We start from the raw sequence: 25,623 nt of genomic DNA on the forward strand, positions 1-25,623 counted from the left end.
GCTTACCTCCCGGCGCGCTTCGTCGGATTGTCGAGTGTGGATTTCCGGCTAGCTCGCACTGTCGTCCCTAAATCCACCGAAGAACGCCTTTGCGCCAGGCGTACACCAGGCCCAGCGCAAGGATGAAGATGAAGATGGCCATCTCGACCAAGCCGAATGTCCCGTAGGCCTCCAGCCGGGTGGCCCAGGGGAAGATGAACACCGCCTCAACGTCGAACATCACGAACAAGAGGGCGAACACGTAGTAGCGGATGTTGCTCTGCGACCAGCCCAGTCCTACGGGGTCGACGCCGCTCTCATAGGTGATGTATTTCTGGGGCTGCGACCGGGAGGGCCGCAACAGGCTGCCGAGCCCCAGCATCCCAAAGACCAAAGCGCCTGCCAGCACGAGGAATATAACGACGAGGAGGTAGTCGCGGAGGAACTCCGACACGGCTCGAAGGTTACCGATGGCGTTTTCTGCGGGCCAAGACGTACTTAGGGGGCGGGCACCATGGCGGCGGCGATGACACCGGGGCCGGCGTGAGTGCCCACAACCGGGCCGATGAGAGCCACCGTCAAGGGGTTCTGAGCGGGGGATTCGCCCAGGCTGGCTGTGAACGCGTCGATGTCTTCGGCCGCACCGTGGGCGATGGCCAGGTGTTCCAACTCCCCCGCTTCGGCCACGCGCGCGGCCAGCCAGTTCCGGGCCTTGCCCCTGGTTCGTTGTTTGCCCGCTTCCTCCACGACGCCGGAAGTGAGGTCCAAACAGGGCTTGATCGACAGAGCGCTGCCCAATAGCGCCTGTGCAGTACCGATGCGGCCGCCCTTCTTGAGGTTGTCCAGAGTGTCCAGTACGGCATAGATGAAGACCCGGTTTTTCAGATCGGCCAGTTGGGCTTCGATCTCATCGGCGCTGTGTCCGGCCTCAGCCGCGGCTGCCGCGGCTTTCACCATGACACCAAGGCCCACCGATACCTTGCCGGAGTCCACCACCCGAACGTCCACTTCGCCCTCGGTGGCTCGGGCCGCGCTCTGGGCCGACTCCCCGGTGGCCGACAGGGCGAATGACAGGTTGACGCATACCACGGCCTCGGCACCGCTGGCGGCCAGATCTCGAAACGCCACTTCGAAGGCACCCGGTGCGGGAGCCGCGGTTGAGGGCAGTTCATCGCTGGCGGCCATCTTGGCGTAGAAGTTCTCCGCCGATAGGCCCACACCGTCGGTGAACTCCTCGTCGCCGAAGCGGATGGTGAGCGGGACCACGGTGATCTGGTGGCGCTCGATGTCGGCGGCGCTGAGGTCGCAAGAGCTGTCGGTCACAATTCGAACGGTCATGCACTGACACTACTTTTTGGAAGCTCGAGTTTGGAGCGCCGGCGCGACCACCAGTGTCGAGCCCACCACAACAGCAAGATGGCCAGCGCGGCGGCGGCGATCCCCACACCGGTGCCCGACAGGGAGGTTGCTCGCACGGTCAACTGCGACTCGCCCAGGGCCAAGAGCCCGGTGGGCGAGTTGACGCTGATCTCCAACACGGCGTCGCCCGAAGTCTTGGCCTGCACTGGCACCTGGATCTGGTTGACTCCGGGGGAGAGCCGCTGCAGCAAGAAGTTTCCTTCGGGGAAGTCGAGCTTGTCGCTGTTGAGGTCCAACCGCACGATGACATCGTGGTCGAGGTTGTTGCGGATGAGCATCGGTATGCTCTCCGACCGGCTGGTCAGGGTGATTCTCTGGCGACTCGGCGGTTGGATAGCGGCCACGGTGTCGCGCACAGTCTGCGCTACCACCGCAAGGTAGGCGTCTCGCTGGGTCTCGGTCAGACCGTAGGTGCCGGACAGCAACAGGGCTCGATCCAGGGTTTCGATCAGCTCCCGCTCGGGGGTGTCCACGGAAGCGATCGGGTCGACCATGTTCTGGTAGGAACGGGCGATGCGCTGTCCGTCGCTCAGCGCAGCCTTGTAGTCCTCTCCGAATCCGTTCACCTCGGCGGGACGCACCTGCCGGAGGGCTTCGGGCTCAAGATTCTCGACAATTGCAGAGGGGTCGACCGAGGACAGGATCGGACTTACGCTGATCTCGTCCAGTAGCACACCAAGACCAGTCGAATCGGAAAGGGAATCAAGCGGTGGGGCTATCACAATCCCCCGAAGCTGCTGGGGGTCTTCAAACCAACGGGCGGCCAAGTCGGCCAACACCAGGTAGGGAGCGGTGTCGGCGCTATCAGTTCTGGTGAAGTGAGCCGTTGCCGTGCTGTCTATGGACAGTGCTTTAATCGGCTCGCCCGGTGTGAGCAATTCGTCCAGTGTGGGCAACAAGAACGATGTCTTGGCCAATGTGCCGACAAGTTCATTGGCCGGGTCGAGTAGGGCATCGGGAACCAGCACCAGCTCTACTCGCTCCCGTTGAAGCCGATTTAGCAACCTGGGCGAGGCCGAAGTGGTCAACACCATGATGGTGTGGTCAGACTGAGAGCCGAGAAACTCATCCAGCACCGCGGCGCCAGCCTCTACCTGCCAGCCGATCTGGAGGCTGAGGTCGTGGTCGATCCACGCGTCGCTGTCCAAGGGAACGTAGGTGTTGCTCGTTATCTGGCGGTTGGTGGTTGCTTGTTGGAGTCGGGCCAACAGCATTGTGTGCTCGGTTTGTTCGCTTATGGCCAGGGCGTCAACCAGAAGAGGGTTAACAGAAACTGTGGCCAGGGGTTGAGGTCGAATTCGGGGGTCGAAAACCTCGGCTAGCACTTGCAGGCTGCTTTCGGACGCTCCCATGTCCACGGTTCCCTCTGGGCTCACGGGCATATCCACGGTTCCCTCTGAGTTCACGGGCAATGGTCCGCTCACCGACAGCACGGTGCTCACCAGCAGTGGCGAGAGGTCGGAATCAACTGGGGGTGTGCGGACCAGAAAGGTGTGGATCGTGTCCAATCTCAAGTTGTCGGAATCCCGAAGAACAATGCTCACCGGGTACACCCCTTCGGCGGAGAGTTTGAGCCATGGAACACCCACTGTTTTGGGTTCGAGTTCCTGGCTGCTCGTAGTGGCGAATTGCAGCGAGGTGATCCCATTGGCATCGGGCTCGGGCATGGGCAATCGGGAGATCTGTTGAAGGCCCAATCCGGTGGACGGCCCGGCCAGTCGATCCAGGAGGGCGGAGCGAGACCGGATAGGCACCCCGATGTTTACGTCAATGGTGGACCCGTCGGGGGCGTCGATGAGACGGAAGGAGACTCGGAAAATGTCCTCCTCGGCGATCCACATGCTTTGGCTGACCAGCTCTATGGAGGGGGTTTCCATTTCGGAGGTGCCGTTGCCACTCTGGGCGGTGGCGGCCGGGATCATGAGAGCGGGCGCGGCACAGCAGACAAGAACCGCCGCCAGCCACTTGCTCCTGGAGCGGCATCTATAGCCCACTGATCTCCATCTCCAGAACTTGTAGACCGGGGGGAACCGGCTCGAAACCCAGTCGCTCATAGAGGCGCAGGGCACCGGTGTTTTGCTGGGGCGTGTTGACCCAGGCTTGGGTGGCACCCCAGCGGCCCATCCACGTCAGCCCGTCGACTACCAGAGCGGTTCCGGCCCCCTGTCCTTGTTGGCGAGGCGAGATTGCCAATCGCTGTAGATAGCCCGACGGCCCGCTGCGACCGGAGATGGCGTACCCAGCCAGGGCTTTGTCAGGGTTTGGACGGGCCACTCGAAAGCGTCGGAAGGGTGTGGCTCGAAGTGCTTCGTGCAGTCCCACCTGGTCGAGCTGCCAGAACGGCTCGAAGGCGGCATGGTCCACGTCCAGAACCGAGCTGCGATCGCGGCGCCGGGCCCGTCGGATGGTAACGCCTCCATTTCGCTCAGAGAGCGGCGGTTGGATTGGCCGAGACAGCAAGGCGAGCTGTTGGCGGGGTTCGAATCCGGCTCGGAGGAACGGCTCCGCCTCGATGTGCGAGAGGGCTGATGTCCGGATTCGGAGATAGCCCTGGGCCGCCGCCGATTCAATCGAGGCGGCAACGGCGGCATCTGAGACTGCCGAGCCGGAAGTCAGCAGGATGAGCAGGCCGATCTCCGTTTCGCTGGCCCAGGGTCTAAGCCGCAGACGGTCGTGACCGAGGCGGAGCGTCACGGATTCCTGCCCTGACCGTCGGCGCAACATGTCACTGAGGCTAGGTCCGACCAGGGCGCGGCGTACACCGCGAACCGGGTTTCTTCTGGGCGCGAGAAATGCTCATTCTTGGGTACTGGCCGGGCGCGGTACCGTGGGGCTGTGTCGGTCTTGTGGATCACCGACGAGCGCTTTCTCGACCACGACACCGGACGCTCCCATCCAGAGCGTTCGGCCCGACTGCGCGCGGTAATCGACGGGGTGCAGCGGGCAGGGTTAGACGACGCTCTGGTTCCCACCGAGCCCCGGCTGGCCACGGACGCCGAGCTATTGGCTGTCCACGATTCCTCGGTGCTCGACTCGGTCCAACGGATGGCGCAAGGCGGGGGTGGCCGACTGGACCCCGACACCGTGCTGTCCGGCGAATCGGAGGTAGCGGCTCGATTGGCGGCAGGAGCGGGACTGGCCGCTGTCGAGGCCTTGGACGCCAACGCGGCCGATGCCGCGTTCTGCGCGGTGCGCCCACCGGGCCACCACGCCACACCGGCGCGGTCGATGGGGTTCTGCCTATTCAACAGTGCGGCGATGTGCGCCCAGGCACTGGCGGACCGGGGCGAGCGGGTGCTGGTGGTGGACTACGACGCCCACCACGGCAACGGCACCCAGGACGTGTTCTGGGAGGACAACCGGGTGATGTATGTGTCGTGGCACCAGTACCCGTTCTATCCGGGCACTGGTGGGCTGCGAGAGCGGGGCGCAGGGGCAGGTTTAGGCACCACTATCAACTTGCCCATGCCCATGGGGGCGACCGGCGACGCCTACCGCCGGGGTTGGGAAGAGGCCGTTCTGCCCGCGGTGGAAGATTTTGAACCTGACTGGCTCGTGCTGTCGGCCGGATTCGACGCTCACCGGGCTGACCCACTGACCAATCTGGGATTGGCCGCAGGGGATTTTGCCGACCTCACCGAAGCGATCATTCAGGTGGTTTCCTCCGGTCGGCGTATCGCCTTTTTGGAAGGCGGCTATGACCTGGATGCCTTGGCCGATTGCGCCGCCGCGGCGGTAGCAGTGTTGGCTGGCACGCAGTGGCGGCCGGAACCGGCTACGAGTGGCGGTCCGGGTGTAGAGGTGGCGGCTGCCGCGGCCGCGTTGTTGTCGTGAGCCTCGACCGTCTGGCCCCCGTCCGCGAGGAGGCCCGAGAACTGGCTGAACGGTTTGCCGCCAGCGGGTACCGGATCTATCTGGTAGGTGGGATTGTGCGTGACGCGATGCGGAATCGACCACTGGACACCGCCTTCGACCTGGACCTCACCACCGACGCCCAGCCCGAGGCGGTGAAGTCGATCTTGGAAGAGTGGGCCGACACCCTGTGGACTCAGGGGGAGCGGTTCGGCACCATTGGCGCGCGCCGAGGCGATCGCCGGGTTGAGATCACCACCCACCGCACCGAGCGATACCTGCCCGACTCTCGCAAGCCCGAAGTGGCCTTCGCCGATGCCATCGAGGCCGACCTCTCTCGTCGAGACTTCACTATCAACGCCATGGCTGTTGAGCTGCCCGATGGCGGGCTGGTGGACCCCTTTGACGGAGCATCCGACCTAGAGGCTGGGCGCTTACGCACTCCGCTAGACCCTGAGGAAACGTTCAGCGACGACCCCCTCCGAATGCTGCGAGCGGCCCGCTTCTTGGCGCAGTTCGACCTAACCGTGGAGGTGAATCTGGTGGACGCGATGCGAGCCATGGCCGACCGGCTCAGCATCGTGGCCAGCGAGCGGATACGAGACGAGTTAGACAGGCTCCTCGCGCTTGACGACCCCGGGCCCGGATTCGAGTTGCTCTTCAAGGCCGGGCTCGGTGAGCGGGTTCTGGGTCCAGTAGGCGATGGCCATGCGGCGCTGGCCCTTCTTCGCAAGGTCGGCCACGATCCGGTTGTCCGATTAGCCGCACTGTTGGCCGATGCCGGAACCCCAGCCGACGTGCGCTCGGCATTGTCAGAGCGACGAGCAACCACCGAGGTCAGCCGCGCCGTGTTTGCCGTGTTGAAGGCAGCGCGCCGAGCCGTCGAACAACCGCCCCAGTCCATTGTCGAATTACGTCGTTGGGTTATCGATGCTGACGCCCATTTGCACCAGGCATTGATGTTGGCGACAGCCCTAGGTGCAAGAGGCTCGTTGACCTCCGAAGTGGCTGCCCTGATGCAGTCCGAACCCGACCTGTGCGGTCCCCCAGTGCTTGACGGTGAAGAGATTATGGGCCTGCTCGAACTGGAACCCGGTCCCGCCGTGGGCGCAGCCGTCGAAGAGCTTCGCCGTCACCGCCTTGAATTCGGTCCCCTCACCCCTGTGGAGGCCCGCGCCCATCTTTTGAAGTGGCGTTCTAGCTGACCTCGCCTCGGGCGTAGGCTTCGACCATCTCGCGGGCGGCCTCGTCGCGGTACTGGATGGGCGGGCTCTTCATGAAGTAGGCCGAGGGGCCGAGCAGGGGGCCGCCTACGCCGTGGTCCAAGCCGAGCTTGGCGCAGCGCAGGGCGTCGATGATGACGCCGGCGGAGTTGGGCGAGTCCACCACCTCTAGCTTGAGGTCGATGTTGAGGGGGACATCGCCGAAGCCCCGGCCCTCGAGGCGGATGTGGGCCCACTTCCGGTCTTCCAGCCAGGGGACGTGGTCGCTGGGGCCGATGTGGACATCATCGGCGGCGATGCCATTGTCGAGCTGGCTGGTAACCGACTGGGTCTTGGATATCTTCTTGGACACCAGCCGGGACCGCTCCAACATGTTCATGAAGTCCATGTTGCCGCCGAAGTTGAGCTGGTAGGTGCGGTCGAGCTCAACGCCCCGGTCCTCGTAGAGTCGGGCCAAGGTTCGGTGCACGATGGTGGCACCCACCTGGCTCTTGATGTCGTCGCCCACCACCGGGACACCGGCGTCGGTGAAGCGCTGGGCCCATTCCGGATCGGAGGCGATGAACACCGGGATGGCGTTCACAAAGGCCACACCGGCCTCTAGGCAGCACTCGGCGTAGTAGCGCTGAGCCTCCTCGGAGCCCACCGGCAGATAGGAGATGAGCACGTTGGCCCCGGACTCCCGCAGCGCCTCAGCCACATTGATCGGCTCCGCTGGGGATTCCTCGCACTGGGTGCGGTAGAACTCGCCGAACCCGTCCAGGGTGGGAGCCCGCTGCACCCGCACGCCCAGATCGGGCACGTCACAGAACTGCACGGTGTTGTTGGGGGCGGCGCTGATGGCCTTGCCCAGATCCAGCCCGACCTTGGTGGCGTCCACGTCGAAAGCCGCCACGGGCACCACGTCGTTGATGTGATACCCCCCCAGCACCACGTGCATGAGACCGGGGACCTGATCGTCGGGTTCAGCGTCGGCGTAATAGTGCAGACCCTGAACCAAGGAACTGGCGCAGTTGCCGACACCGGCGATTGCGATGCGGATGGGATTGCTCATCGTGGTTGCCCTCCTTGGGCGAAGACGTATCGATCAGCGCTGATCATGGGTCGGTGGGTTCAGGACTCGGCCGGTTGTTGCGCTCGTCGGCAATCAGCCGATCGAGCCAAACCAAGTCGTGATCTCGGCGCTCCTGGTCCCTCTGGAAGAGCGAGCGCACGTAGGGGTCGTTGGTATGGACGGGATCGCGGCGGGCCATGGCTTGCAGGCTGACCAGGTGCGCCCGGCGCAGTTCGAACAGCGCCAGGCGCCGGTCGGGGGGAAGGAAGCGGCAGAAGGCCAGTTGCAAGCGAAAGCGCCGCTCGTTGTTGGCGTCTTCTTGCAACAACTCCAGCAGGTGGTCTTCGCCGGCCTCAGTGATCTGATACACCTTGCGGGTTCGGCCCGACTTGGACCGCGTACTGCGCTTCCGGCTGCGGCGAGCATTTTCCTCAGAACCGTGCTCATCGGTGACGACCTCCAGGGCCACGGCTGCGGAGCTCACCCAGCCACGCCTCTCCAAGCGGGCCAAGGCGGGATAAAGGGCGCCGTAGGAGTTGGCGTATCCGCCGACCAGCGACTTGAGGCGCTTGTTCAGCTCATAGCCGTGGAGGTCGCCCTCTTTGAGCAGGCCAAGCACCGCGAGATCCAACATTGGACCGCGATTATATCGAAACGCTATATCAGGTCAACTCGTTGGTGCGCGATAGAAGTGAGCCCTCAGCCAAAAAGGGCAACCGACAGGTCTTCTGGGCCGCGGATTGATCGGGGATCGTGGGGGTCGGGATTGGCGTTGGGCACGGTTACGGAGTGGTCGGTGATGTAGTTGCGTTGGTCGATGGCCCATTTGCCGTCTCGACGAGACCATAGGTCCACGTAGCGCCCTCGGCTGAAGATGTCGGCCGTGTCGGGGCCATCGCCGAAGGGCAGGGTTCGCAGCGCCACGGTCACGTAGGCCTCGCTCACAGCTCGATCCCCGTCCACTTGGATCAACACGTTGGTGATCTGATGGGAATGGGTGGACATTCCGGCGTGAGCAGTCCACACCCAGTCGACAAACTCGTGGCCGGTGCCCTGGAAGATGTCCTCTCCGTAGTCGGCGGTTCCATCGGGATGCCACACCGCGTAGGCCGCCGGCTTGTCCATCCGGTCGAGGGCCCGGCAATAGCCGTAGATCACCTCGGTGATGGCCTGCTTGGCCGCCATGGTTTCAAGAACATCCGCGCTGATGGGGTCAGTCATAAGCCCATTCTCTATCGTTTCGCTCATGTCAGACCTCATCATCCGCGATGGCAACCTGATTGACGGAACCGGAAACCGGGCCCGACCCGCCGATGTTCGCATCAACGGAGGCGTCATCACCGAAGTGGGCCCGAGTCTGGCCCCCGGTGGCGAGAGCGAACTGGATGCCGGCGGCTGCTACGTATCCCCCGGGTTCATCGACTCCCACACCCACTTGGACCCGTCCATGTTCTGGGACCGGGGGTGCGACCCCATGCCCCAGCACGGGGTGACCACCGCGCTGATCGGCAACTGCTCGCTGTCGCTGGCCCCGGCCAAGGCCGAGCATCTCGACGAGCTCATCGACGTGTTCTGCTACATCGAGGACATGCCTATTGCCGATTTCGAGTCGGGTATTCCCTGGTCATGGGGGTCGTGGCGCCAATACCGCGACGCCATGAACGAGGGCGGGATCGCCCTGAACATGGCCTCTCTGATCGGCCACTCCATGCTGCGGATCTACGTGATGGGAGATGATGCCTGGACCCGGGAGGCCACCGAGGAGGAGATCGTCGCCATGGCCGCCGAGATGGCCGATGCCATGGATGCGGGCTGCTACGGCTTCAGCACTTCGTTTTTCGACTTGGACCGTCGCAGCCGCCCGGTGCCCAGCCGGCTGGCTTGCGATGGGGAGCTGAGCGCGTTGGCCGACGTACTGGCTGCCGCGGGCCACGGCGTGGTGGAGTTCATCCCCAACCTCACTGGCGAGGATCCCGAAGCCGACATCCGCAGAATGGCCAAGGTGCTCGGACCTCGGGGGGTGACCTCCATCTGGAACGGGGTTTCCCACAGCGACATGGCCCCGCACCGCCCGGACGAGTACATGGCGTTCACCCAGGCGATCAGGGATGAGGGCTGCGATATGTGGCCCATCTCCTCGCCCCGCACCGTGGACCTCAACGTGAGCTGGGATCAGACCATGGTGTTCATGATGCTGCCCAAGGGGTGGAACCAGATCATGGGAGTGGCAGGCGAAGCCCGGCAGGAGATGCTGGCCGATCCCGGCTGGCGGGAGATCGCCCGCAACGAGTGGGACGCCACCGAGAAGTCGCTGTTTCCCATCAATCGGCCCGACTTCGCGCGGTTCACCTCGGTGACCCGCTCTGAGAACGAGAGCTGGTTGGGGCGTTCGCTGGCCGAGTTGACCGAGGCTCGGGGCGGCCACCCCTCCGATGTGTTCGCCGACTGGATTCTGGAGAACGACTTGGAACCCGGCGTGGTGGCCATGGGGGTGAGCAACAGCAACATAGACGGCGTAGCCCAGATGATCGCCGACGACCGCTGTCTGATCAGCGCCTCCGATGCCGGGGCCCACGTGCAGATGATGTGCGCGGCGGGCGATACCACCTTGCTGCTGACCCGCCATGTGCGCGAGCGGGCCGATCTTGAACTTGAGCAGGCGGTTTATGAGATCACCGGCCGCCAGGCTGAAATCTTGGGGTTCAACGACCGGGGCCGGCTGCTGCCCGGCTATGCCGGCGACGTGACGGTGTTCGACTTGGACGAGCTGACGTGGGACATCGACGGTTTCGTGTCCGACCTGCCCTCAGGCGCACCCCGTTTGCGCCGCCCGGCAGGGGGCTACCGGGCCACCGCAGTCAACGGCGTGCTCACCCAGGTGGAGGGCTCGCTCACCGGCGCCAACCCCGGCACGGTGCTCGACGCCAACACCCCCGCGCCCTGAGTCTGAACGCTAGGGCGTCGCGGCGATCTTGAGGGGGAACAGCTCCGCCACGCGGTGAAAGTCCTGATCAGCGGTCAAGATCTCTGCTCGGGTTCGCAGCGCGATGTTGGCGATCATGCAGACGATGAAGCCTGGCGGAGTCACTGCGTTGGCCCGACAAACCCGGTTGATGCGAGCTGCGCCCTCGAAGTCGGCCACGTGGTCTACCGGGACCCAGGACACCGACGTCAGCAGGTTGTAGAGCTGCTGGTGGCCCCGAGCGTCTTTGGCCCCTCCCAGCACCTCCATCAGCACTGGTTCGGTGACGGCCGCATTCTGGCCGCCTTCAGCGATGAGCTCGACGAGCTTTCGGTGGGCAGGGGAGTCGGTGCCCCGGTCGAACTCCATCCACGCAGAGGTATCGGCGAGGATCACCCGACGGTATCGATGGGCTGAAGGCCGGTATCGGGCGGGATCTCGCCGATGAGCTGCGCTCCCTGCATCGACAGCATCTCGTTGGTGGTCAGGGGTTGGCCGGCCGAATGGCGAAGGGCGAGATGGACGGCCTCGGTCTTGGTGCGCACTCCGTAACGGCGCATGACGGTCTCGATGAGTCGGTCGTCGATCTCAATATTGGTTCGGGTTCGGTCTTCCACGATCCCAGACTACACCTAATAGGTGTAGTACGTGTGGTATTAGTGTATATCGCCTAATAGTCCTGGCCACGGGAGGCGTTGTGGGCGCCCCAGCCATCGGGGATGTATCCGTCCATGGTCACTGAGCGTTCGGTGAACAGCCAGCGGCCGTCCACCACGCCATAGCGGTCGATGTAGCGGCCCCAGTGGTCGAGGCCGTGCTCCATGATCACGTGGTAATAGCAGCGGCCCTTGGCCTCGGTGGGTGAGTGCAGGTCGATCTGGTGGGTGGCGGTGTGGTGGCGGATGTACTTGGGAGTGCCGCCGCCGATCTCAGACAGGGTGTCCTGGGCGCCGGTGAAGATGGTGCGGATCTCGTCGATGCCGTACTTGTCGGGCTGCGTCGGGGTCCGCATGATGGCGTCGGGGGCGAACAGATCCATTACTTGGTCGAACCGACCTGAATCGCCGTTGGCGTTGTACCGGGCCACCAGGTCCCGGATCGATTCCCGAGCGATCAATTCCCACTGCTCCATAGCCCGACCGTACATCGTCTCGGCGCCAGGTTGGCCGTTAGGGTGCGGGCGTGAGCTTTGACGACAGAACTCCGGTGTTGGTGGGGGTGGGGACGGCTGCTCAGCGGCTTGAGGACCCATCTGACTCCGTGGAGGCAGTGGGATTGATGGCTCAGGCGCTGATGGCGGCGGCCGATGATGCCGGGGCCAGTGAGCTGATTGGCCGGTTGGACCAGGTGAGGGTCACCAAGGGGACTTGGGGGTATTCCGATCCGGCCCGCTGGGTGGCCGATGCGGTGGGGGCGAATCAGGCTCGCAGTTTTCTGGCCGACGTGGGGATCTTGCAGACCGCGGTGATGGGCGACACCGCCGCGGCCATCGCGTCGGGAGCAGCCGATGTGGTGGCGGTGGTGGGCGGGGAGGCCAAGTATCGAGGACTGCGGGCCGCGATCACCGGCGTGGACGCCCCAGATACCGACCAAGGTGGGGCCGAGCCGGACGATTTCGTGACCCCTCACGGCATGATCATCAGCCGGGCGGAGATCGACACCGGGTTGGTGATGGCCACCCACCACTACGCCATGATCGAGAACGCCCGCCGGTTCGCCGACGGCCAAACCATCGACGAGCACCGCGACGTGGTGGCCGGACTGTGGGCCCGATTCGCCCAAGTGGCCGCGGCCAACCCCGACGCCTGGTTCCGAGACGGGTTGGACGCTTCGGCCATCGCCACGCCCGAGAACGGGAACCGGTGGCTGGCTTGGCCGTACACAAAGTGGCACAACTCCCAGTGGAATGTGGACCAGGCCGCCGCGCTGATCTTCTGCTCGGCGGGGACCGCTCGGTCACTGGGGATCTCCGCGGATCTCTGGGTGTTCCCCTGGGCCGCGGCCGAATCCAACCACATGGTGGCGGTGACAGAGCGGCCTGAGCCTCATCGGAGTCCGGGCTTCGTCCACGCCGGTCGCGCTGTGCACAACCACACAGGAGTGGCGCCGAACGACGCTGACCTGGTGGACCTGTATTCGTGCTTCCCCATTGCGGTGCGCACGCAGGCAATGGAGATGGGCATCAGCTTGGACCGGGACTTGACCGTTACCGGGGGAATGACTTGGGCCGGCGGTCCGCTCAACAACTACGTGATTCAGGCGGCAGTCAAACTCGCCCAGGTACTGCGTGCCGATCCCGGGTCAACCGGCCTGCTCACCTCGATCAGCGGCATGATCACCAAGCAGGGGGTCAGCATGTGGAGTGCCAAACCGCGGGCGCAGCCCTTCGCCAACATCGACGTGACCGACGCGGTGGCCGCCGAACTCCAACCCAAGCCCTACCGCACCGGCGATAACGAGCAGGCCGAAGTGGTGTCCTACACCGTGATATGGGGCCGGGAAGGCCCTGAGCGGGCGGTGGCCATCGGGGAGTTTCCCGACGGCGCCCGAACGCTACTCGTCTCCGCCACCCCCGCCATCATGTCCGCCGCCGTCGCCGGAGAGTTCTGCGGGCGGGGCGTCATCGCCAGAGCCGACGGGTCGTTCACGCCCATCGACTGAGCCAGATGTGGGCGGCTGCTCGGAACCGGCGTCGGGGTCGTTCTCGTTGCGGATCCACACGGTGCGCTGCGGGAATGGGATCTCGATGCCGGCCTCGTCGAAGGCCTTCTTGATGCGGGCCCGCAGTACGCGTCCCACCGCCCACTGCTCGCTGGGGTCGGTCTTGACCACTAGCCGGATGACCACGGCGTCGTTGCCCAACTCCTGAACGCCCCACACTGAGGGCTCCTCCAGGATGGTGAGATCCGGGTCGTTCTCCTGCCATAGTTCGTCGGCCACTGCCTTCATGATCTCGCTGGCCTGGTCGATGTCGGTGTCGTAGCTGACCCCTATGTCCAAGATGGCCCGCGACCAAAGCTGCGAGTGATTGGCGGTGCGGTGGATCTCCCCGTTGGGCACCGTCCAAACCACACCGCTCACGTCTCGCAAAGTGGTGGTGCGCAAGCTGACCTTCTCGATGGTGCCTGAGGTGTCGCCCACGTCCACCACGTCGCCCACCCCGAACTGATCTTCAATCAAGATGAACATCCCGGCCAGGAAATCCCGCACGAGCGACTGAGCCCCGAAGCCCACCGCCAGACCGGCGATACCGGCACCGGCGATCAAGGGGGCCAAGTCGATGTTCAGCTCGCTCAGACACAAGAGCGCAGCCACGGCCAGGATGAGGGCGGTGGCCAGGCTCTTCATCACCGCGGCGATGGTCTCGATCCGCTGAGAACTGCGGGCCTGGCGTTCTTGGATCCGGTTGATGGCCTTGGCGGCCCGGGCGCCGAAGTCCAATTTGCCGGCGTGCTCGAGCTGCTCTTCGGTCTCGGTCTCGGCCTGGCGCACCAAGCGGCCCACCGCTCGCTCGATCACCTTGTGCACGATCTTCTTGATGATCCAGGCCGCCAGCAAGATGAGGATGATCCGCAGGGGCCTCTCCACTACCCAGCCGACGATCTCGGCCAGCCGCTCGTTCTCGGTGTTATCGAAGACCAGCTCGCAGAAGAACCCCGGGTCAGGGCCGCAGGCGTCGGTGACGGTTGTCGCAGGAACTACGAGAGCCATCGAGTCAGCGTACCGGCGCGTTTATCGGATGAGTCAGTCCAGGCGATACACCCGGGCGGCGTTGTCGTGGAGGACCTTGGCCAAGTGGTCGTCGCTCAAGTCGCCCAGGGCCCACTGCGCGTAGTCCCGGGGGTACTGGGCGGGGGTGGCCGGGCCGGGATGCTGGCAGGTGGGGTGGGGGTAGTCGGTCTCGTACAGGATGTTGTTGGGGAAACGCTGGATAGCGGCCACCGCCCCGGCTTGCTCGAACCAGAAGCAGCCGTAGATCTGGCGTTCGAAGTACTCGCTGGGCAACAGGTCGTATTCGGGGTGCTCCAAGTGGACGCCGCCGTTGCGCCACTGCCAGTCGAATGCCTCGAGGGCGGGTGGGATCCAGCCGGCGCCGCTTTCTACCGACACCAGTTGCAGTTCGGGGAACCGGTGGCACACCCCGCCGAAGATGAGGTCGGCGATGCAGCGCATGTTGTCCAAGAAGATGAGTGACGAGATCTTGGCGAAGTTGGTCATCCACCCCATCTCGGCCTCATCGGCCATCAGGGTGCCCATGTTGCCGCCGCCCACGTGGAAGCTCACTGCCAGTTCGGCCTCCTGGGCCAACGCCCAGATTGGGTCCCAGTGCTGGTGGCCCAGCGGGGGCTGGCCGTAGTCCTGGGGTTGGTTGCAGAAGTTGATGGCCCGGTGGCCGAGCCCGGCGCACCGCTCGATCTCGGCCAGCGACAGATCGATGTCCCAGAACGGCACCGCGGTGATGGGAATGAGCCGGTCGGGGGCGGCCGAAGTCCAGTCGCAGAGGAAGTCGTTATAGGCGGCCACGCACTGGGCCACCACCTCCCGGTCGCCAAGGCGCAGGAAGTAGCCGTTGCCGAAACCTCCGACGTTGGGGTACAGGATCTGGGCCCAGATGCCCTGGCTGTCCATGAACTCCAGCCGGGCTTGGGCGTCGTACATCGACGGGGCGATCTCGTCGTAGGTCTCAGGGATCTTCAATGGCATCAGCCCGTCGAATCCGGCCATGGAGTAGTAGCCGGGCGAGCCCAGCGATTCCCCGTTCACCATCCAGGTGTCCCGCCCGTTAACCCGCTCAATATGGGGCACCTTGTCGTGCAAGCTGGCCGGCATCCTCGCCGTCCAGACATCCGGAGGCTCGGTGAGATGCGTGTCCACATCAATGACCTTGAATCGCTCAAAAAGATCAGTGCTCATGGGCATTCAGTCCTTCTAGGCATCGAGGGGGTTGTCGGGGGCGGCGTCTAGGAGGGCTCGGCCGAGTTCTAGGGCGGGGCCGGTGCCGGCGAAGACATGCTGGGTGCCGGCGTGGATGTCGCGGAAGGCCCGCTGGAGGCCGCCGGAGCGGAGAGCGTCGGTACCGGCCAGCAGATAGGCGCGGCGCAGAATGTCGGCGCCCTCCTGGGTGACGAATACGGTGGCCTGGCGGGTGAGGATCACGTCCATCGGATCGACCACGCCTGTTTCCACCACGTTGCGCTCGGCGGTGGCGAAGGTGTCGTGGAGCCAGCCGCGGGCCGCCCGGAAGCGGGACTCCAGCTCCCCGATCTCATGGACGAAGCGGTCGTTTTGGGCCAACGGGGTGGCATCGCCCATGCGGTGCTTGGAGCGGGCCACCGAGTGCAGCTCGTCGAGGCCCCGCTGCACCACTCCGATGGCGAATCCGGCGTGGCCGGCGGCGGTGAGCGGCATCACCCCCAGCTGGTAGAGGGGGCCGCCCCGGTACACGGTGATGTCGAACATGTCGAAGGTGGAGGTGGCCGGTACGTACACGTCTTCGAGGGTGTAGTCGTAGCTGGCGGTAGCCTGGAGGCCCATCACGTCCCAGTTGCCGGTGATCTGGGCCTTCTCCACCGGGTAGATGGCAAACAAGAAACGGGGGTCGACGCCCTCGGGCTCCTCGGTGAACACCCCGGCACCAGCCCATTGAGCGTGATTGATGCCGCTGCCGAACGAGTAGCGGCCATTGAGGCGGAAGCCGTCCCCGTCGGGAGTGGCGGTGCCGTTGGGGGCGAACTGGCCCGCTGACAGGGGCACCCCGTCGGAGAACATCCGCTCGATGTGCTCATCCGGGCACCAGGCCGCGAAATAGGCCGTGGCGGCACAACTGGCCATCAGACACCAGCCCACCGACCCATCGGCCCGGGAGATCTCCGTCCACACATCGATGCACTCGTTGACGGGAATCTCGATCCCGCCCACCGCGGCCGGCACCATCACCTTGTGCAGCTCGGCATCCACGAGGGCATTGACCGTCTCCTGGGGAATCGGCAGCCCGTCGCTCTTCGCCGCGTTCTCGTCGATCAGCGAGCGCAGCTCCCGAGCCCGGTCAAAGTATTCGCTGGCCATGCCTCAAACCCTAGAAGCCAACGCCAAACCAAGGGAACCCGCAGAGGGTTTGGGGCTTGCCAGTAAGGTCGGCGGCGTGGACCGGGTGCTTTCGTTTTCCGGCGGGGCGGTGCCGGTGTCGGCGGTCGTTTGGCGCTTTGACCCCTCTGGTGGCCCGGGTGGCCAGCATGCCAATCGGTCCAATACCCGAGTGGAGGCGACAATCGACCTTGCCGTGGCTGGTGACATAGCCCCAAGTGTCCGCCAGAAGTTGATCGACCGATTGGGCGGGGAGTTGCGAGTAGTGGTTGACGACACACGATCTCAGGCTCGAAACCGAGAGATCGCGCTCGATCGCCTGGAGGAGCGGCTCCGCAGTGGGCTCGTTACCGCCAAGCCGCGAAAGCCGACCCGCCCATCGCCACGGGCTCGCCGGCGCCGCCTCGACGAGAAGCGTCGGCGAGCCGAGACCAAGCGAAGTCGAGCACGAATCGACCCCTTCAGCTCTGACCGGTAGAAGCACTCTTGAGTGCCGATTGTCGAGAGAAGGCGAGTGGAACTCTGCGATCTCTACAGCAACTTCAAGCTCGCTGCCGGTCTTCAGACCTAAAGCCAGATTCTGCAAGAAGATACCGGGCTGTGCGTCTTTGGCCAGTCATCGAGAGTTTCCCTTCAGAAACCAGACGTCGTAGGAGGCGCGAGGCTTGGTCCGGGGACAACCGGCATAGTTCTGCGGCTTCGCTCCTCCCGATTGATCCGTGCTCGGCGGTATAGGTCAGCACCATCTGCTTCTGCTGAATGGGCGTGAAGCCGCGACTCCGCACGTATGCCGCTGGCTCTCCGATTTCTCGATAGAGCTCAGCGGCCAGGTGATAGGTGCGCCCCCTGCCCTCACCGCGGGCCTCAAGCAGTCCTCGCTCAACCAGATTGTTGAGTACTGCCCGCGCTTCAGCGACTGCTACATGTGATAGTTCGGCAGCGCGCCCTGAAGTAATCCGACTTTCGGAGCGAACTTCATGGAGAACTTGAAGGGTTCGAAGGTCCAGGACATTGTCATCACGCGCGGCGGCGGCGGCGAAGACTGCCAGTTCTCGATCAGCAGCCCCGCCCGGAACCCGTACTTCAACCCACGCCCGGTTTGAACGCGAATAGTCGGGTTGTGGTCGCCCGAGAACCAGTTGGTGTCGGTAGACGCGGTTGATACCGCGCCCAGTGCGTTCAACGAGCCCGGCTCGCTTGAAGGCATCGGCTATCAGGGGATTTCGTGCTTTCGGCGGTGCTGTGAGGAGGTTGTCGACTGTGATGCCTTCGGGAAATCCGCCAGGGCTGCTGATTGAGAGTGTCGTGTCTTCGACGGCCACGCGGATTTGACCGTTTAGGGAATAGTCGCGGTGAACGAGGGCGTTGGCAATCAGCTCTCGTATCGCGACTTCAGAGAACCGGGGAAGGCCCAGCCGGAAGAGCCCGTCTTGGACTTCTTCTTCTTGGTTATATGGCATCACCGCCTCGACCAGCTCGAGCATGGCCTTGAGCAGAGGTGCTCGTAAGCTGCGGTTGGCCAGAACGGTGTCATGGGAATCGAGCGCCTGAAAGATGACGGCGTGCGTGGGAGCAAAGGCATCAAGCACGTCTGGGGTGCCGAACAAGAGGGCAGCGCCTAGCGTCGGAGTATCTCTGCCAGACAAGAACCCGAGGGCAGATAACAGGTCGGTGGCGGACAGGTTCGTAAGGACCGAATCCCCGCCGCTTGCTGCAAGGCTGCGAAATCGTTCAAGTTCCCCAGGGTCCAGTTCTTCAACAGACAGATTGGCGAGCGGCAGGGTGGAAATGTCGTGCGCCCCTAGCGCGCTGGCTCGGGTCTGGATCTCATGAGGGGACATGGGACGGCATTCGGGTCTTCCGTGCACGTCAGTAGCCCTGCGCAGGTAGCGGCCCGAGGTTGTTGCCACAACTCTTGACGCTTTTGGCACACCTATTGCTATGACGTCGTTGGTGTCGAGCTGTTCAACACTGACCTCGACACTGAGAGAAGGCGTGGTTTTGTTGGAGACGAGGGCCACAATCCGCTGGCTGTGCGTCGTATTGCCATGTCGGGGTGAGGCGCCAACGACATTTCCTTCATCGCTGACACCGATGAGGAGCCACCCACCGTCGCCATTGGCCAGGCAAACGACGGCCTCAACGAGTTCGTCGTCATTGACGTCGCTCTTGAATTCGACGGTGAATGTCTCTCCTGTTGCGATAATTTTATCGAGGTCGACGAGGTTCACAGAGAAATTATAGCGCTGTCTTTACGCTTTAGAAAAACACAATTTAAGTGCGTATAGTTTTGTAAACCGTCGTAAAGCTCCGGTATCGACTAGACCCCGGCGGGTTGGCGGGTGGGGAGGCCGAGGATCTCGACGGCTTGGGTGGCGGTGGCCACGGGGCGGCCCATGTCGGTGGCTAGGGCCGCGACTTCGGCTACTAGCTCGTGGTTGGGACGGGGGCGGTTGCCGGCGTAGTCCTCGTGGCCCACGCGGAGGTGGCCGCCCCGCTCCAGGGTTAGCTGGGGAATTGGGGACTCAATGAGGTCGCCGCCCACTACGGCGGCGAACCAGGGCAGATCGCAGTCGACCAGCGCCAACATCTCCAGATAGGCGTCCAGTGCCTTCTCGGTGGGGGGCAATCCGAAGCTCACGCTGTCGCCGATGGCGAAGTAGCCGCCGGGGCCGCCGAAGTAGAACTTCACGAACGATCCGGGGGTGAGCTGGCCGTACCGCCAATAGGAGAGCACGTTGCGGAGGAACCCGGGCTCGAAGATGGCGAAGTGCATGCCCAGGCCCAGCCGGTTGCACTGCTCGATGGCCACCTCCATGTCGGCGAAGGAGTTGACGTAGACAAAGCTGTTGGGATCGGGCAGGCCGTTGGCCCCGGCCTTGCCCAGGATCATGGAGCCGGGGTCGATGAACCCCAGCCGCTGCAATCCCCCCTCGGCCAAATACTCCAGATGGCCGAGCTTCTCGGTCATGTCCTGGCCCCATCCCAACGTGGGCAGCACCAGCACATCAGGGTCTGCGGCCACCCACGGCTCGAAGGTGGCCCGGTATTCGGCGGCGGCCTCCTCCGCCGGCACCCGCATATTGGCGATGTGGCAGTGGACGATCGTCGCCCCGGCCTCAATACAGGCCAAGCCCTCCTCGATGAGCTCTTCCCGGCTGATGGGCACGTGGGGGTTGCGCTCCCGGGTGGTGGTGCCGTTGAGGGCGACTTCGATGATGACCGGCGTTGAGTCCATAGCCTGAGAGTACCGTCGGGAGTCGTGGGGCGGCCCAGCGACACCAACAGATTGCCCAGCGGCAATCGAATGGCCGGGTCGAAACCATGAGCCGGGAGTGGAAGGCGTTGTGGCTGGTGTCGCTGGCCTCGGCGGCCAGCTCCCTGGACGTGACGCTGATGTTCGTGGCCTACCCGGAGATCATCGACACCTTCAGCGACACTCCGGCCACCCAGGTGTCGTGGGTGATCAGCGGCTACAACATCATGGTGGCGGCCCTGCTCATCCCGGCAGGGCGGCTGGCCGACCGCATCGGCCACCGACGGGTGTTCCTGTGGGCCATCGCCATCTTCATCACCGGCTCAGCCGCAGTGGGGCTGGCGCCCAATGTGCCGGCCATGATCGCGGCCCGGTGCTACCAGGCGTTCGGAGGCTCCAGCCTCATCACCTCTGGTTTGGCCCTGGTGATGTCCACCCTAGGACCCCAGCGCCGGGCCATCGCGGTGGGCGTGTGGTCGACCGTGGCTGGGGTGGTGGCCTCGCTCGCCCCCACGCTGGGGGCGTTGGCCATTGAATTCGCCTCTTGGCGGGCCGGGTTCTTCCTGGTTGCTCCGGTGGGGGTGGCGGTGCTGGCCCGCCGAAGCCTGATCTCCGAATCGACGGCGGACGAAGACGCCGAGCTGCCCGACATGGTCGGGGTGGTCTTGGCCGGGTTCAGCACGGCCGCCCTGGTGCTGGGCATAGTGCAGTTCAACGAGTGGGGATCGGACGATCCCCGGGTTATCGGGGCGTTCGCGGCGGCCGTAGTGGGAATGGCGGCATTCCTGGTTCGCTGCGGGCGGCACCCCTCACCGGTAATCGACCTCGCCCTGTTTCGCCATCGAGTGTTCGCGTCCACCGCGGTGGTAGCGGTGCTGGTGGGGGTGGCGTTCTTCGGCATCTTCCTGGCGCTGGTTCAATTCCTCAGGGGGCCGTGGGAGTACAGCACGCTGGAGGCCGGACTGCTGCTCACCCCGCTCACCGCAGCGTCAAGCACGGTGGGCTACGCCACCGGTCGGATCATGGAGCGGTTCGGACACCGGGTGGTCATGGTTCCCGCGGCTGGCTGCATTGCTCTGGGCTGTCTTTGGGTGGCGGTTTTCGCCGGTGCGGAAAGGGATTGGGCGACGGTGTGGTTCCCCGCTGCGCTGTTGATGGGATTCGGAGTGGGCACCGCATTCCCCGGGGTCAACAGCGCCATCGCCTTTGGCGTGCCCCCAGGACAGCTGGGGTTGGCCGCGGGCACGGTTCAGACCGTTATCCGCATAGGTGGAGCGGTTGGGGTGGCTGCCGGGGTGGCCATGCTGGGAGGCGACTTGGACGACTACGACCTGTTCTTCACCGTCTTGGCCATCGTTTGCGGAATCGCCGCGCTGGCGTCTCTAGGCATGGCGACCCATAGGAAAGAAAATTGAGTGGAATACCCTCAACTTTTGGCGGTTATTCATAGAGGAGATACAGAATCAAGACAAAACGAGGTGCATTCTGATGCTTGACCCCAACCGGTGGACGCTGAAGACCAGGGAGGCCTTCAACGACGCCACCGCCATGGCTCAGTCAAAGAGCCACCCCGAGGTGACCCCTGATCACTTGCTGCTGGCCTTGATCGGCCAGGCCGACGGGGTAGTGCTGCCGGTGTTGCAGCGCACCGGGGTTGCGCTGCCCGATTTGCGGGCCCAGTTGGAGTCGGCGCTAGGGCGACTGCCCTCGGCCTACGGCACCGAGGTGCGTACCGCCCGGGATTTGGTCAAGACCATGGAGACCGCCGATACCGCCCGCATGGAGCTGGGCGATGAGTACCTCTCCACCGAGCACCTCTTGCTGGCCATGGCCGATCGGGTGGGGATGGGCCGCAATCAACTGCTGGAGGCGCTGGCCGAGGTGCGGGGATCCCACCGGGTGACGTCCACCACGCCGGAAGACTCCTACCAGGCGCTGGAGAAGTACGGCCGAGACCTCACTGTGCTGGCCCGCGACGGCAAACTCGACCCGGTGATCGGTCGGGACGAGGAGATTCGCCGCACCATCCAGGTGCTCAGCCGCCGCACCAAGAACAACCCAGTACTGATCGGCGAGCCCGGTGTGGGCAAGACCGCCATCGTGGAGGGCTTGGCCCTGCGTATCGCCGACGGGGATGTGCCCGAAGGGCTGAAGAACAAGCGGCTGGTGGCCCTCGACATGTCGGCCATGGTGGCCGGGGCTAAGTACCGGGGCGAGTTCGAGGAGCGGCTCAAGGCAGTACTGAAGGAGATCACCGACGCCGACGGCGAGGTGATCACCTTCATGGATGAGTTGCACACCATCGTGGGGGCGGGCGCGGCCGAGGGGGCCATGGACGCCGGCAACATGATCAAACCCATGCTGGCCCGCGGGGAACTGCGCATGATCGGCGCCACCACGCTGGACGAGTTCCGCACCCACATCGAGAAGGACGCCGCCCTAGAACGCCGCTTCCAACAGGTTTACGTGGGCGAGCCGTCGGTGGAAGACGCCATCGCCATCTTGCGGGGTCTCAAAGAGCGCTACGAGGTACATCACGGGGTTCGCATCCAAGACGCGGCCCTGGTGTCGGCGGCGGTGCTCTCCGACCGATACGTGACCGGGCGATTTCTGCCCGACAAGGCCATCGACTTGGTAGACGAGGCTGCCTCCATGCTTCGCATCGAGATCGACTCCATGCCCACCGAGATCGACGTGGTGGACCGGCGCATCCGCCAACTGGAAATCGAGCAGGTAGCGCTGGCCAAGGAATCTGATGCCGCGTCAGCCGAGCGCCTCGAGACTCTCGAAGAGGAGCTGGCCAACCTGCGAGAAGAATTGGCCGGGATGCAAGCCCATTGGCAGTCGGAGAAGGAGGCCATAGGCCAGATCAGGACGCTGAAGGAAGAACACGACGCCCTGAGCACCGCCCTCGATCGAGAAGCTGACTTGGAGCGGGCCGCGGAGATCCGCTTCGGCAAGTTGCCGGAGCTGGAACGCCAGATTGCCGAGGCCGACCAACGGCTGGTGGAACTTCAAACCGACCGGCAGATGTTGAAGGAAGAGGTGGACCCCGACGACGTTGCCGCCGTGGTATCCCGCTGGACCGGCGTGCCCGTCACCCGCCTGATGGAGGGGGAGACCGACAAGCTGCTGCGCCTGGAATCGGTGCTGAGCCAGCGGGTGATCGGCCAAACCGAGCCGGTCCACTTGGTGGCCTCGGCCATCCGCCGCAGCCGGGCCGGGCTGTCCGACCCGAATCGGCCCATTGGCTCATTCCTGTTCATCGGCCCCACCGGAGTGGGCAAGACCGAGCTGGCCCGCACGTTGGCCGACTTCTTGTTCGACGACGAGCGGGCCATGGTCCGCATCGACATGTCGGAGTACATGGAGCGCCACAGCGTGTCTCGCCTCATCGGCGCGCCCCCTGGCTATGTGGGGTTCGACGATGGCGGCCAGCTCACCGAAGCGGTGCGGCGCCGCCCCTATGCGGTGGTGCTGCTAGACGAAATCGAGAAAGCCCATCCCGAAGTGTTCAACGTGCTCCTGCAGCTCTTGGACGACGGCCGGCTCACCGACGGGCAAGGGCGCACGGTGGATTTCACCAATGCGGTGCTGATCATGACGTCGAACCTGGCCGTGGATCCCAAGGAGTACTTCCGCCCCGAGTTCGTGAACCGCATCGACGACGTCGTGACGTTCGGCGAGTTCAAGCCCGAGCATCTGACCCAGATTGTCGACCTCCAGATCGACCGGCTGGCGGAACGCCTGTCTGACCGCCGTATCCACCTGGTGGTTGCCAATGAGGTGCGGGCCAAGCTGGCCGCCGACGGCTACGACCCGGCCTACGGCGCCCGCCCCCTCAAGCGGCTGATCCAGCGAGAGCTGGCCGATCGCCTGGCCGAAGCGGTTCTCAGCGGGGCCATTGGGGAGGGGGCCACCGTCACCGCCAGTCTCGATCTCTCCGGGGAGATCGCCATCGCCTAACCGACACACCACGAGCAGCCATCTCGTTTGGCGAGATCGGCTGAGGGCCGCTAGTAGTGGAGGCTCATGGATATCGGGGCTCAGTGAGCGCGCCGACAAGAGCGAGGCGGTCCCATCACCTGCTGGCGGCTGTAGCGATCATGCTCATATCCGCAGTTGTGGGCGCGATTTGCTCTTCGGCTGGCGCCCAGAGCGAAGTCCAGGTGCGGATTGCCGCCCGCCGGGTTGCCGGCGGGGGAACCGAAGTGGCCGTACAGCCGCACGAAGGCGGCAGCCACTGGGGTGATCGGGTACTGCCGGCAGAGCGGTTCTTGTCCGACGACGTGGAGATCGGGCGCTGGCGGTATAGCTCGCCAGTGGCAGTGCAAACCTTGGCCGGAGAACAGTGGGTTCGCATTGCCGCCCGCCGGGTTGCTGCCGGGGGAACCGAAGTGGCGCTGCAGCAGTTGGGGGAGGGCATTGGTTGGGGGAGTCGGATGCTCCCCACCCGCCGGTTCTTGTCTGACGACGTCGAGATCGGGCGCTGGCGCTCGAGCTCGCCACTAACGGTCTCGCTCCCGCCAGATCCGCCGCTGTCCCTAGATATTGGCGAACCGCCCGGGAACGCGGAGGAAGGCACCCCGCGGGGGCTGATCACGCCCAGGGGAGTGCCGGTGGCGGTTCTCGAGCGAGTGGGCAGCGGCTATCTGGTTCGGACACCGTGCGGCAATATCGCGGAGGTGTCCGCCGGGCAGCCCATCAACGGGGCGCAGATTGTGATCGACCCCGGCCATGGGGGATGGTGGGACACCGGGGCTGTGGGGCCCAACGGCCTGGTAGAGCGCGAACTCAACCTGACCCTCAGCCGCGCCATTCAAGAGGAGCTCGCGGCACGCGATATCTCCGCGGTGCTCGCTCGCACCGGTTCCTATGGATCTCTCTTGTCGGTTCGGGCCGCTCTCGCCGACGACTTGGGGGCCGATGCCATCATTTCGATCCACCACAACGCACCCACAGGGCGAAGAAGCAGCATGCCGGGCACCGAGGTGTATGTGCAATCGACGTCGCGTTCAGAGCCACAAGCCGATTCAGCCCGCTTGGGAGGGCTGCTTTACGAGGAGATCACCGCTGCGCTGAGCGGCTTTCCCGACATTCAGTGGGGCAGGCATGGCGACGCCGGTGTGCTGCGGGTGCTGCTTCCCGACGGCCGTGACGCCTACGGCATGATCCGTCGCCCCAATGTCCCGGCCGTTCTCATTGAGTACGGCTTCTTGTCCAATCCCTCCGAGGCCGCACTGTTCGCCACTGACGGATACATCAGCGTGGCTGCCAAGGCCACCGCGGACGCCATTGAGGCCTATCTGACCACTGATCGATTGGGCACGGGGTTCATCTCACGGCCCCGGGTGTTCGATCCGGCCAGAGCACCGTCGCGTTGCGAAGAGGTGACGCTGGAATAGGCGATGGTGGCTGGACCCTCAGTCGTCGTCTTCGAACTCCAGTCCGAGCTCAGCGGCAACCGTGCGCAGGGCGGTGTAGGCCTGAGCGCTCGCAGGCCAACCGGCGTAGTGGGCGACGTGGACCACCCATTCCAAAAGCTCGTCGGGGGTGAGGTCGCCCGACTCCAAGGCCGGCTTCATGTGGAAGGGCAGGATGGCGGCATTGCCGCCGGCGACGATGCAGGTCAGCGTGGTGATCCGCCGTTCCTTGACTCCTAGCTTGGGGCGACTCCACATGTCGGTGAACACACGCTTCGTGAACTGGATGTAGGGATCGTCGCTGTCGGGGGGATCGAACAGCATGATGTTGTTCCAGGCGACACGATCTGCTTCTTTGTTGTTCATCTGCG

General features: G+C 64.4%; 24 protein-coding genes. 8 read left to right on the forward strand and 16 right to left on the reverse strand.

Annotation, left to right across the window (positions count from 1 at the left end):
- Positions 1-67: 67 nt before the first annotated feature.
- From ACOQPI_RS03395 to ACOQPI_RS03410, 4 genes are all read right to left on the reverse strand, one after another.
- A complete protein-coding gene (locus ACOQPI_RS03395) occupies positions 68-433 on the reverse strand; it encodes an NADH-quinone oxidoreductase subunit A (RefSeq protein WP_420618292.1) in 366 nt (121 codons plus the stop codon).
- A 44-nt stretch (positions 434-477) separates the two neighbouring features.
- Positions 478-1,317, reverse strand: coding sequence for a DegV family protein (locus tag ACOQPI_RS03400; protein WP_420618293.1), 840 nt, complete (start codon positions 1,315-1,317; stop codon positions 478-480).
- Positions 1,314-3,320 (reverse strand): DUF6049 family protein, encoded by a 2,007-nt coding sequence (locus ACOQPI_RS03405; protein ID WP_420618294.1) that lies wholly within the window; start codon positions 3,318-3,320, stop codon positions 1,314-1,316. Before ACOQPI_RS03405 ends, ACOQPI_RS03400 begins: the two co-directional genes overlap by 4 nt.
- A gap of 61 nt (positions 3,321-3,381) precedes the next feature.
- Positions 3,382-4,122: a GNAT family N-acetyltransferase gene (locus ACOQPI_RS03410; protein WP_420618295.1), complete on the reverse strand. Its 741-nt coding sequence runs from the start codon at positions 4,120-4,122 to the stop codon at positions 3,382-3,384.
- A 111-nt stretch (positions 4,123-4,233) separates the two neighbouring features.
- Between ACOQPI_RS03410 and ACOQPI_RS03415 the strand changes: the two genes are divergently transcribed.
- Together ACOQPI_RS03415 and ACOQPI_RS03420 are read left to right on the forward strand one after the other, a co-directional pair.
- On the forward strand, positions 4,234-5,232 hold the full coding sequence (locus ACOQPI_RS03415) for a histone deacetylase family protein (RefSeq protein ID WP_420618296.1): 999 nt from the start codon (positions 4,234-4,236) through the stop codon (positions 5,230-5,232).
- Positions 5,229-6,455 (forward strand): CCA tRNA nucleotidyltransferase, encoded by a 1,227-nt coding sequence (locus ACOQPI_RS03420; RefSeq protein ID WP_420618297.1) that lies wholly within the window; start codon positions 5,229-5,231, stop codon positions 6,453-6,455. Before ACOQPI_RS03415 ends, ACOQPI_RS03420 begins: the two co-directional genes overlap by 4 nt.
- Here the strand turns inward: ACOQPI_RS03420 and ACOQPI_RS03425 are convergent.
- The 3 genes from ACOQPI_RS03425 to ACOQPI_RS03435 all read right to left on the reverse strand — a co-directional run bounded on the left by ACOQPI_RS03425 (position 6,448) and on the right by ACOQPI_RS03435 (position 8,748).
- Positions 6,448-7,527 (reverse strand): inositol-3-phosphate synthase, encoded by a 1,080-nt coding sequence (locus tag ACOQPI_RS03425; RefSeq protein WP_420618298.1) that lies wholly within the window; start codon positions 7,525-7,527, stop codon positions 6,448-6,450. The genes ACOQPI_RS03420 and ACOQPI_RS03425 overlap by 8 nt on opposite strands.
- 43 nt (positions 7,528-7,570) lie before the next feature.
- Positions 7,571-8,161, reverse strand: coding sequence for a PadR family transcriptional regulator (locus ACOQPI_RS03430; protein WP_420618299.1), 591 nt, complete (start codon positions 8,159-8,161; stop codon positions 7,571-7,573).
- 65 nt (positions 8,162-8,226) lie between these two features.
- The gene (locus ACOQPI_RS03435) at positions 8,227-8,748 is read right to left on the reverse strand and encodes a nuclear transport factor 2 family protein (RefSeq protein WP_420618300.1); all 522 of its coding nucleotides are present in this window, start codon (positions 8,746-8,748) and stop codon (positions 8,227-8,229) included.
- A gap of 25 nt (positions 8,749-8,773) precedes the next feature.
- On the opposite strand from ACOQPI_RS03435, the gene ACOQPI_RS03440 reads away from it, so the two are divergent.
- Positions 8,774-10,471: an N-acyl-D-amino-acid deacylase family protein gene (locus ACOQPI_RS03440; RefSeq protein ID WP_420618301.1), complete on the forward strand. Its 1,698-nt coding sequence runs from the start codon at positions 8,774-8,776 to the stop codon at positions 10,469-10,471.
- Positions 10,472-10,480: 9 nt separating this feature from the next.
- Here ACOQPI_RS03440 and vapC read toward each other — a convergent pair whose 3' ends face one another.
- From vapC to ACOQPI_RS03455, 3 genes are read right to left on the reverse strand one after another with little or no spacing between them, the layout of a single operon-like run.
- Positions 10,481-10,885: a type II toxin-antitoxin system VapC family toxin gene (vapC, locus tag ACOQPI_RS03445; RefSeq protein ID WP_420618302.1), complete on the reverse strand. Its 405-nt coding sequence runs from the start codon at positions 10,883-10,885 to the stop codon at positions 10,481-10,483.
- Complete coding sequence (locus ACOQPI_RS03450) at positions 10,882-11,106, reverse strand: type II toxin-antitoxin system VapB family antitoxin (protein WP_420618303.1); 225 nt, start codon at positions 11,104-11,106, stop codon at positions 10,882-10,884. Before ACOQPI_RS03450 ends, vapC begins: the two co-directional genes overlap by 4 nt.
- 53 nt (positions 11,107-11,159) lie before the next feature.
- Positions 11,160-11,621, reverse strand: a complete 462-nt coding sequence (locus ACOQPI_RS03455; protein ID WP_420618304.1) for a nuclear transport factor 2 family protein — start codon at positions 11,619-11,621, stop codon at positions 11,160-11,162.
- Positions 11,622-11,671: 50 nt separating this feature from the next.
- Here ACOQPI_RS03455 and ACOQPI_RS03460 point away from each other — a divergent pair, with 50 nt between their 5' ends.
- On the forward strand, positions 11,672-13,150 hold the full coding sequence (locus ACOQPI_RS03460; protein ID WP_420618305.1) for an acetyl-CoA acetyltransferase: 1,479 nt from the start codon (positions 11,672-11,674) through the stop codon (positions 13,148-13,150).
- On the opposite strand, the gene ACOQPI_RS03465 is transcribed toward ACOQPI_RS03460, so the two are convergent.
- From ACOQPI_RS03465 to ACOQPI_RS03475, 3 genes are read right to left on the reverse strand one after another with little or no spacing between them, the layout of a single operon-like run.
- Entirely contained in the window at positions 13,043-14,200 is a 1,158-nt protein-coding gene (locus ACOQPI_RS03465; RefSeq protein WP_420618306.1) for a mechanosensitive ion channel family protein, read from the reverse strand. The two genes, ACOQPI_RS03460 and ACOQPI_RS03465, sit on opposite strands and share 108 nt — an antisense overlap.
- 33 nt (positions 14,201-14,233) lie before the next feature.
- A complete protein-coding gene (locus tag ACOQPI_RS03470; protein WP_420618307.1) occupies positions 14,234-15,403 on the reverse strand; it encodes an amidohydrolase family protein in 1,170 nt (389 codons plus the stop codon).
- Positions 15,404-15,418: 15 nt separating this feature from the next.
- Positions 15,419-16,555: an acyl-CoA dehydrogenase family protein gene (locus ACOQPI_RS03475; RefSeq protein ID WP_420618308.1), complete on the reverse strand. Its 1,137-nt coding sequence runs from the start codon at positions 16,553-16,555 to the stop codon at positions 15,419-15,421.
- A 76-nt stretch (positions 16,556-16,631) separates the two neighbouring features.
- On the opposite strand from ACOQPI_RS03475, the gene ACOQPI_RS03480 reads away from it, so the two are divergent.
- Positions 16,632-17,051, forward strand: coding sequence for a peptide chain release factor-like protein (locus tag ACOQPI_RS03480; protein WP_420618309.1), 420 nt, complete (start codon positions 16,632-16,634; stop codon positions 17,049-17,051).
- A gap of 64 nt (positions 17,052-17,115) precedes the next feature.
- Here ACOQPI_RS03480 and ACOQPI_RS03485 read toward each other — a convergent pair whose 3' ends face one another.
- Together ACOQPI_RS03485 and ACOQPI_RS03490 are read right to left on the reverse strand one after the other, a co-directional pair.
- Positions 17,116-18,804, reverse strand: coding sequence for an RNA-binding domain-containing protein (locus ACOQPI_RS03485; protein ID WP_420618310.1), 1,689 nt, complete (start codon positions 18,802-18,804; stop codon positions 17,116-17,118).
- An 89-nt stretch (positions 18,805-18,893) separates the two neighbouring features.
- Positions 18,894-19,811 carry a 3-keto-5-aminohexanoate cleavage protein gene (locus tag ACOQPI_RS03490; RefSeq protein ID WP_420618311.1) on the reverse strand — a complete coding sequence of 306 codons (918 nt, stop codon included), beginning with the start codon at positions 19,809-19,811 and terminating at the stop codon, positions 18,894-18,896.
- Between the two features lie 86 nt (positions 19,812-19,897).
- On the opposite strand from ACOQPI_RS03490, the gene ACOQPI_RS03495 reads away from it, so the two are divergent.
- The 3 genes from ACOQPI_RS03495 to ACOQPI_RS03505 all read left to right on the forward strand — a co-directional run bounded on the left by ACOQPI_RS03495 (position 19,898) and on the right by ACOQPI_RS03505 (position 25,234).
- Complete coding sequence (locus ACOQPI_RS03495; protein ID WP_420618312.1) at positions 19,898-21,244, forward strand: MFS transporter; 1,347 nt, start codon at positions 19,898-19,900, stop codon at positions 21,242-21,244.
- Positions 21,245-21,317: 73 nt separating this feature from the next.
- Positions 21,318-23,795, forward strand: a complete 2,478-nt coding sequence (locus tag ACOQPI_RS03500) for an ATP-dependent Clp protease ATP-binding subunit (protein ID WP_420618313.1) — start codon at positions 21,318-21,320, stop codon at positions 23,793-23,795.
- Between the two features lie 83 nt (positions 23,796-23,878).
- A complete protein-coding gene (locus tag ACOQPI_RS03505; protein WP_420618314.1) occupies positions 23,879-25,234 on the forward strand; it encodes an N-acetylmuramoyl-L-alanine amidase family protein in 1,356 nt (451 codons plus the stop codon).
- Between the two features lie 18 nt (positions 25,235-25,252).
- Here ACOQPI_RS03505 and ACOQPI_RS03510 read toward each other — a convergent pair whose 3' ends face one another.
- Positions 25,253-25,618, reverse strand: coding sequence for a carboxymuconolactone decarboxylase family protein (locus ACOQPI_RS03510; protein WP_420618315.1), 366 nt, complete (start codon positions 25,616-25,618; stop codon positions 25,253-25,255).
- Positions 25,619-25,623 lie beyond the last annotated feature (5 nt).

Source organism: Candidatus Poriferisocius sp., assembly GCF_965219815.1.
Taxonomy (GTDB): Bacteria; Actinomycetota; Acidimicrobiia; order Acidimicrobiales; family Bin134; genus Poriferisocius.

Coding starts and splice junctions, on each gene's coding strand:
- ACOQPI_RS03510 (WP_420618315.1), bottom strand. CDS start 25,618: ATGAACAACAAAGAAGCAGATCGTGTCGCCTGGAACAACATCATGCTG.
- ACOQPI_RS03495 (WP_420618312.1), top strand. CDS start 19,898: ATGAGCCGGGAGTGGAAGGCGTTGTGGCTGGTGTCGCTGGCCTCGGCG.
- ACOQPI_RS03440 (WP_420618301.1), top strand. CDS start 8,774: ATGTCAGACCTCATCATCCGCGATGGCAACCTGATTGACGGAACCGGA.
- ACOQPI_RS03430 (WP_420618299.1), bottom strand. CDS start 8,161: ATGTTGGATCTCGCGGTGCTTGGCCTGCTCAAAGAGGGCGACCTCCAC.
- ACOQPI_RS03405 (WP_420618294.1), bottom strand. CDS start 3,320: ATGATCCCGGCCGCCACCGCCCAGAGTGGCAACGGCACCTCCGAAATG.
- ACOQPI_RS03400 (WP_420618293.1), bottom strand. CDS start 1,317: ATGACCGTTCGAATTGTGACCGACAGCTCTTGCGACCTCAGCGCCGCC.
- ACOQPI_RS03455 (WP_420618304.1), bottom strand. CDS start 11,621: ATGGAGCAGTGGGAATTGATCGCTCGGGAATCGATCCGGGACCTGGTG.
- ACOQPI_RS03465 (WP_420618306.1), bottom strand. CDS start 14,200: ATGGCTCTCGTAGTTCCTGCGACAACCGTCACCGACGCCTGCGGCCCT.
- ACOQPI_RS03470 (WP_420618307.1), bottom strand. CDS start 15,403: ATGAGCACTGATCTTTTTGAGCGATTCAAGGTCATTGATGTGGACACG.
- ACOQPI_RS03475 (WP_420618308.1), bottom strand. CDS start 16,555: ATGGCCAGCGAATACTTTGACCGGGCTCGGGAGCTGCGCTCGCTGATC.
- ACOQPI_RS03435 (WP_420618300.1), bottom strand. CDS start 8,748: ATGACTGACCCCATCAGCGCGGATGTTCTTGAAACCATGGCGGCCAAG.
- ACOQPI_RS03410 (WP_420618295.1), bottom strand. CDS start 4,122: ATGTTGCGCCGACGGTCAGGGCAGGAATCCGTGACGCTCCGCCTCGGT.
- ACOQPI_RS03500 (WP_420618313.1), top strand. CDS start 21,318: ATGCTTGACCCCAACCGGTGGACGCTGAAGACCAGGGAGGCCTTCAAC.
- ACOQPI_RS03490 (WP_420618311.1), bottom strand. CDS start 19,811: ATGGACTCAACGCCGGTCATCATCGAAGTCGCCCTCAACGGCACCACC.
- ACOQPI_RS03425 (WP_420618298.1), bottom strand. CDS start 7,527: ATGAGCAATCCCATCCGCATCGCAATCGCCGGTGTCGGCAACTGCGCC.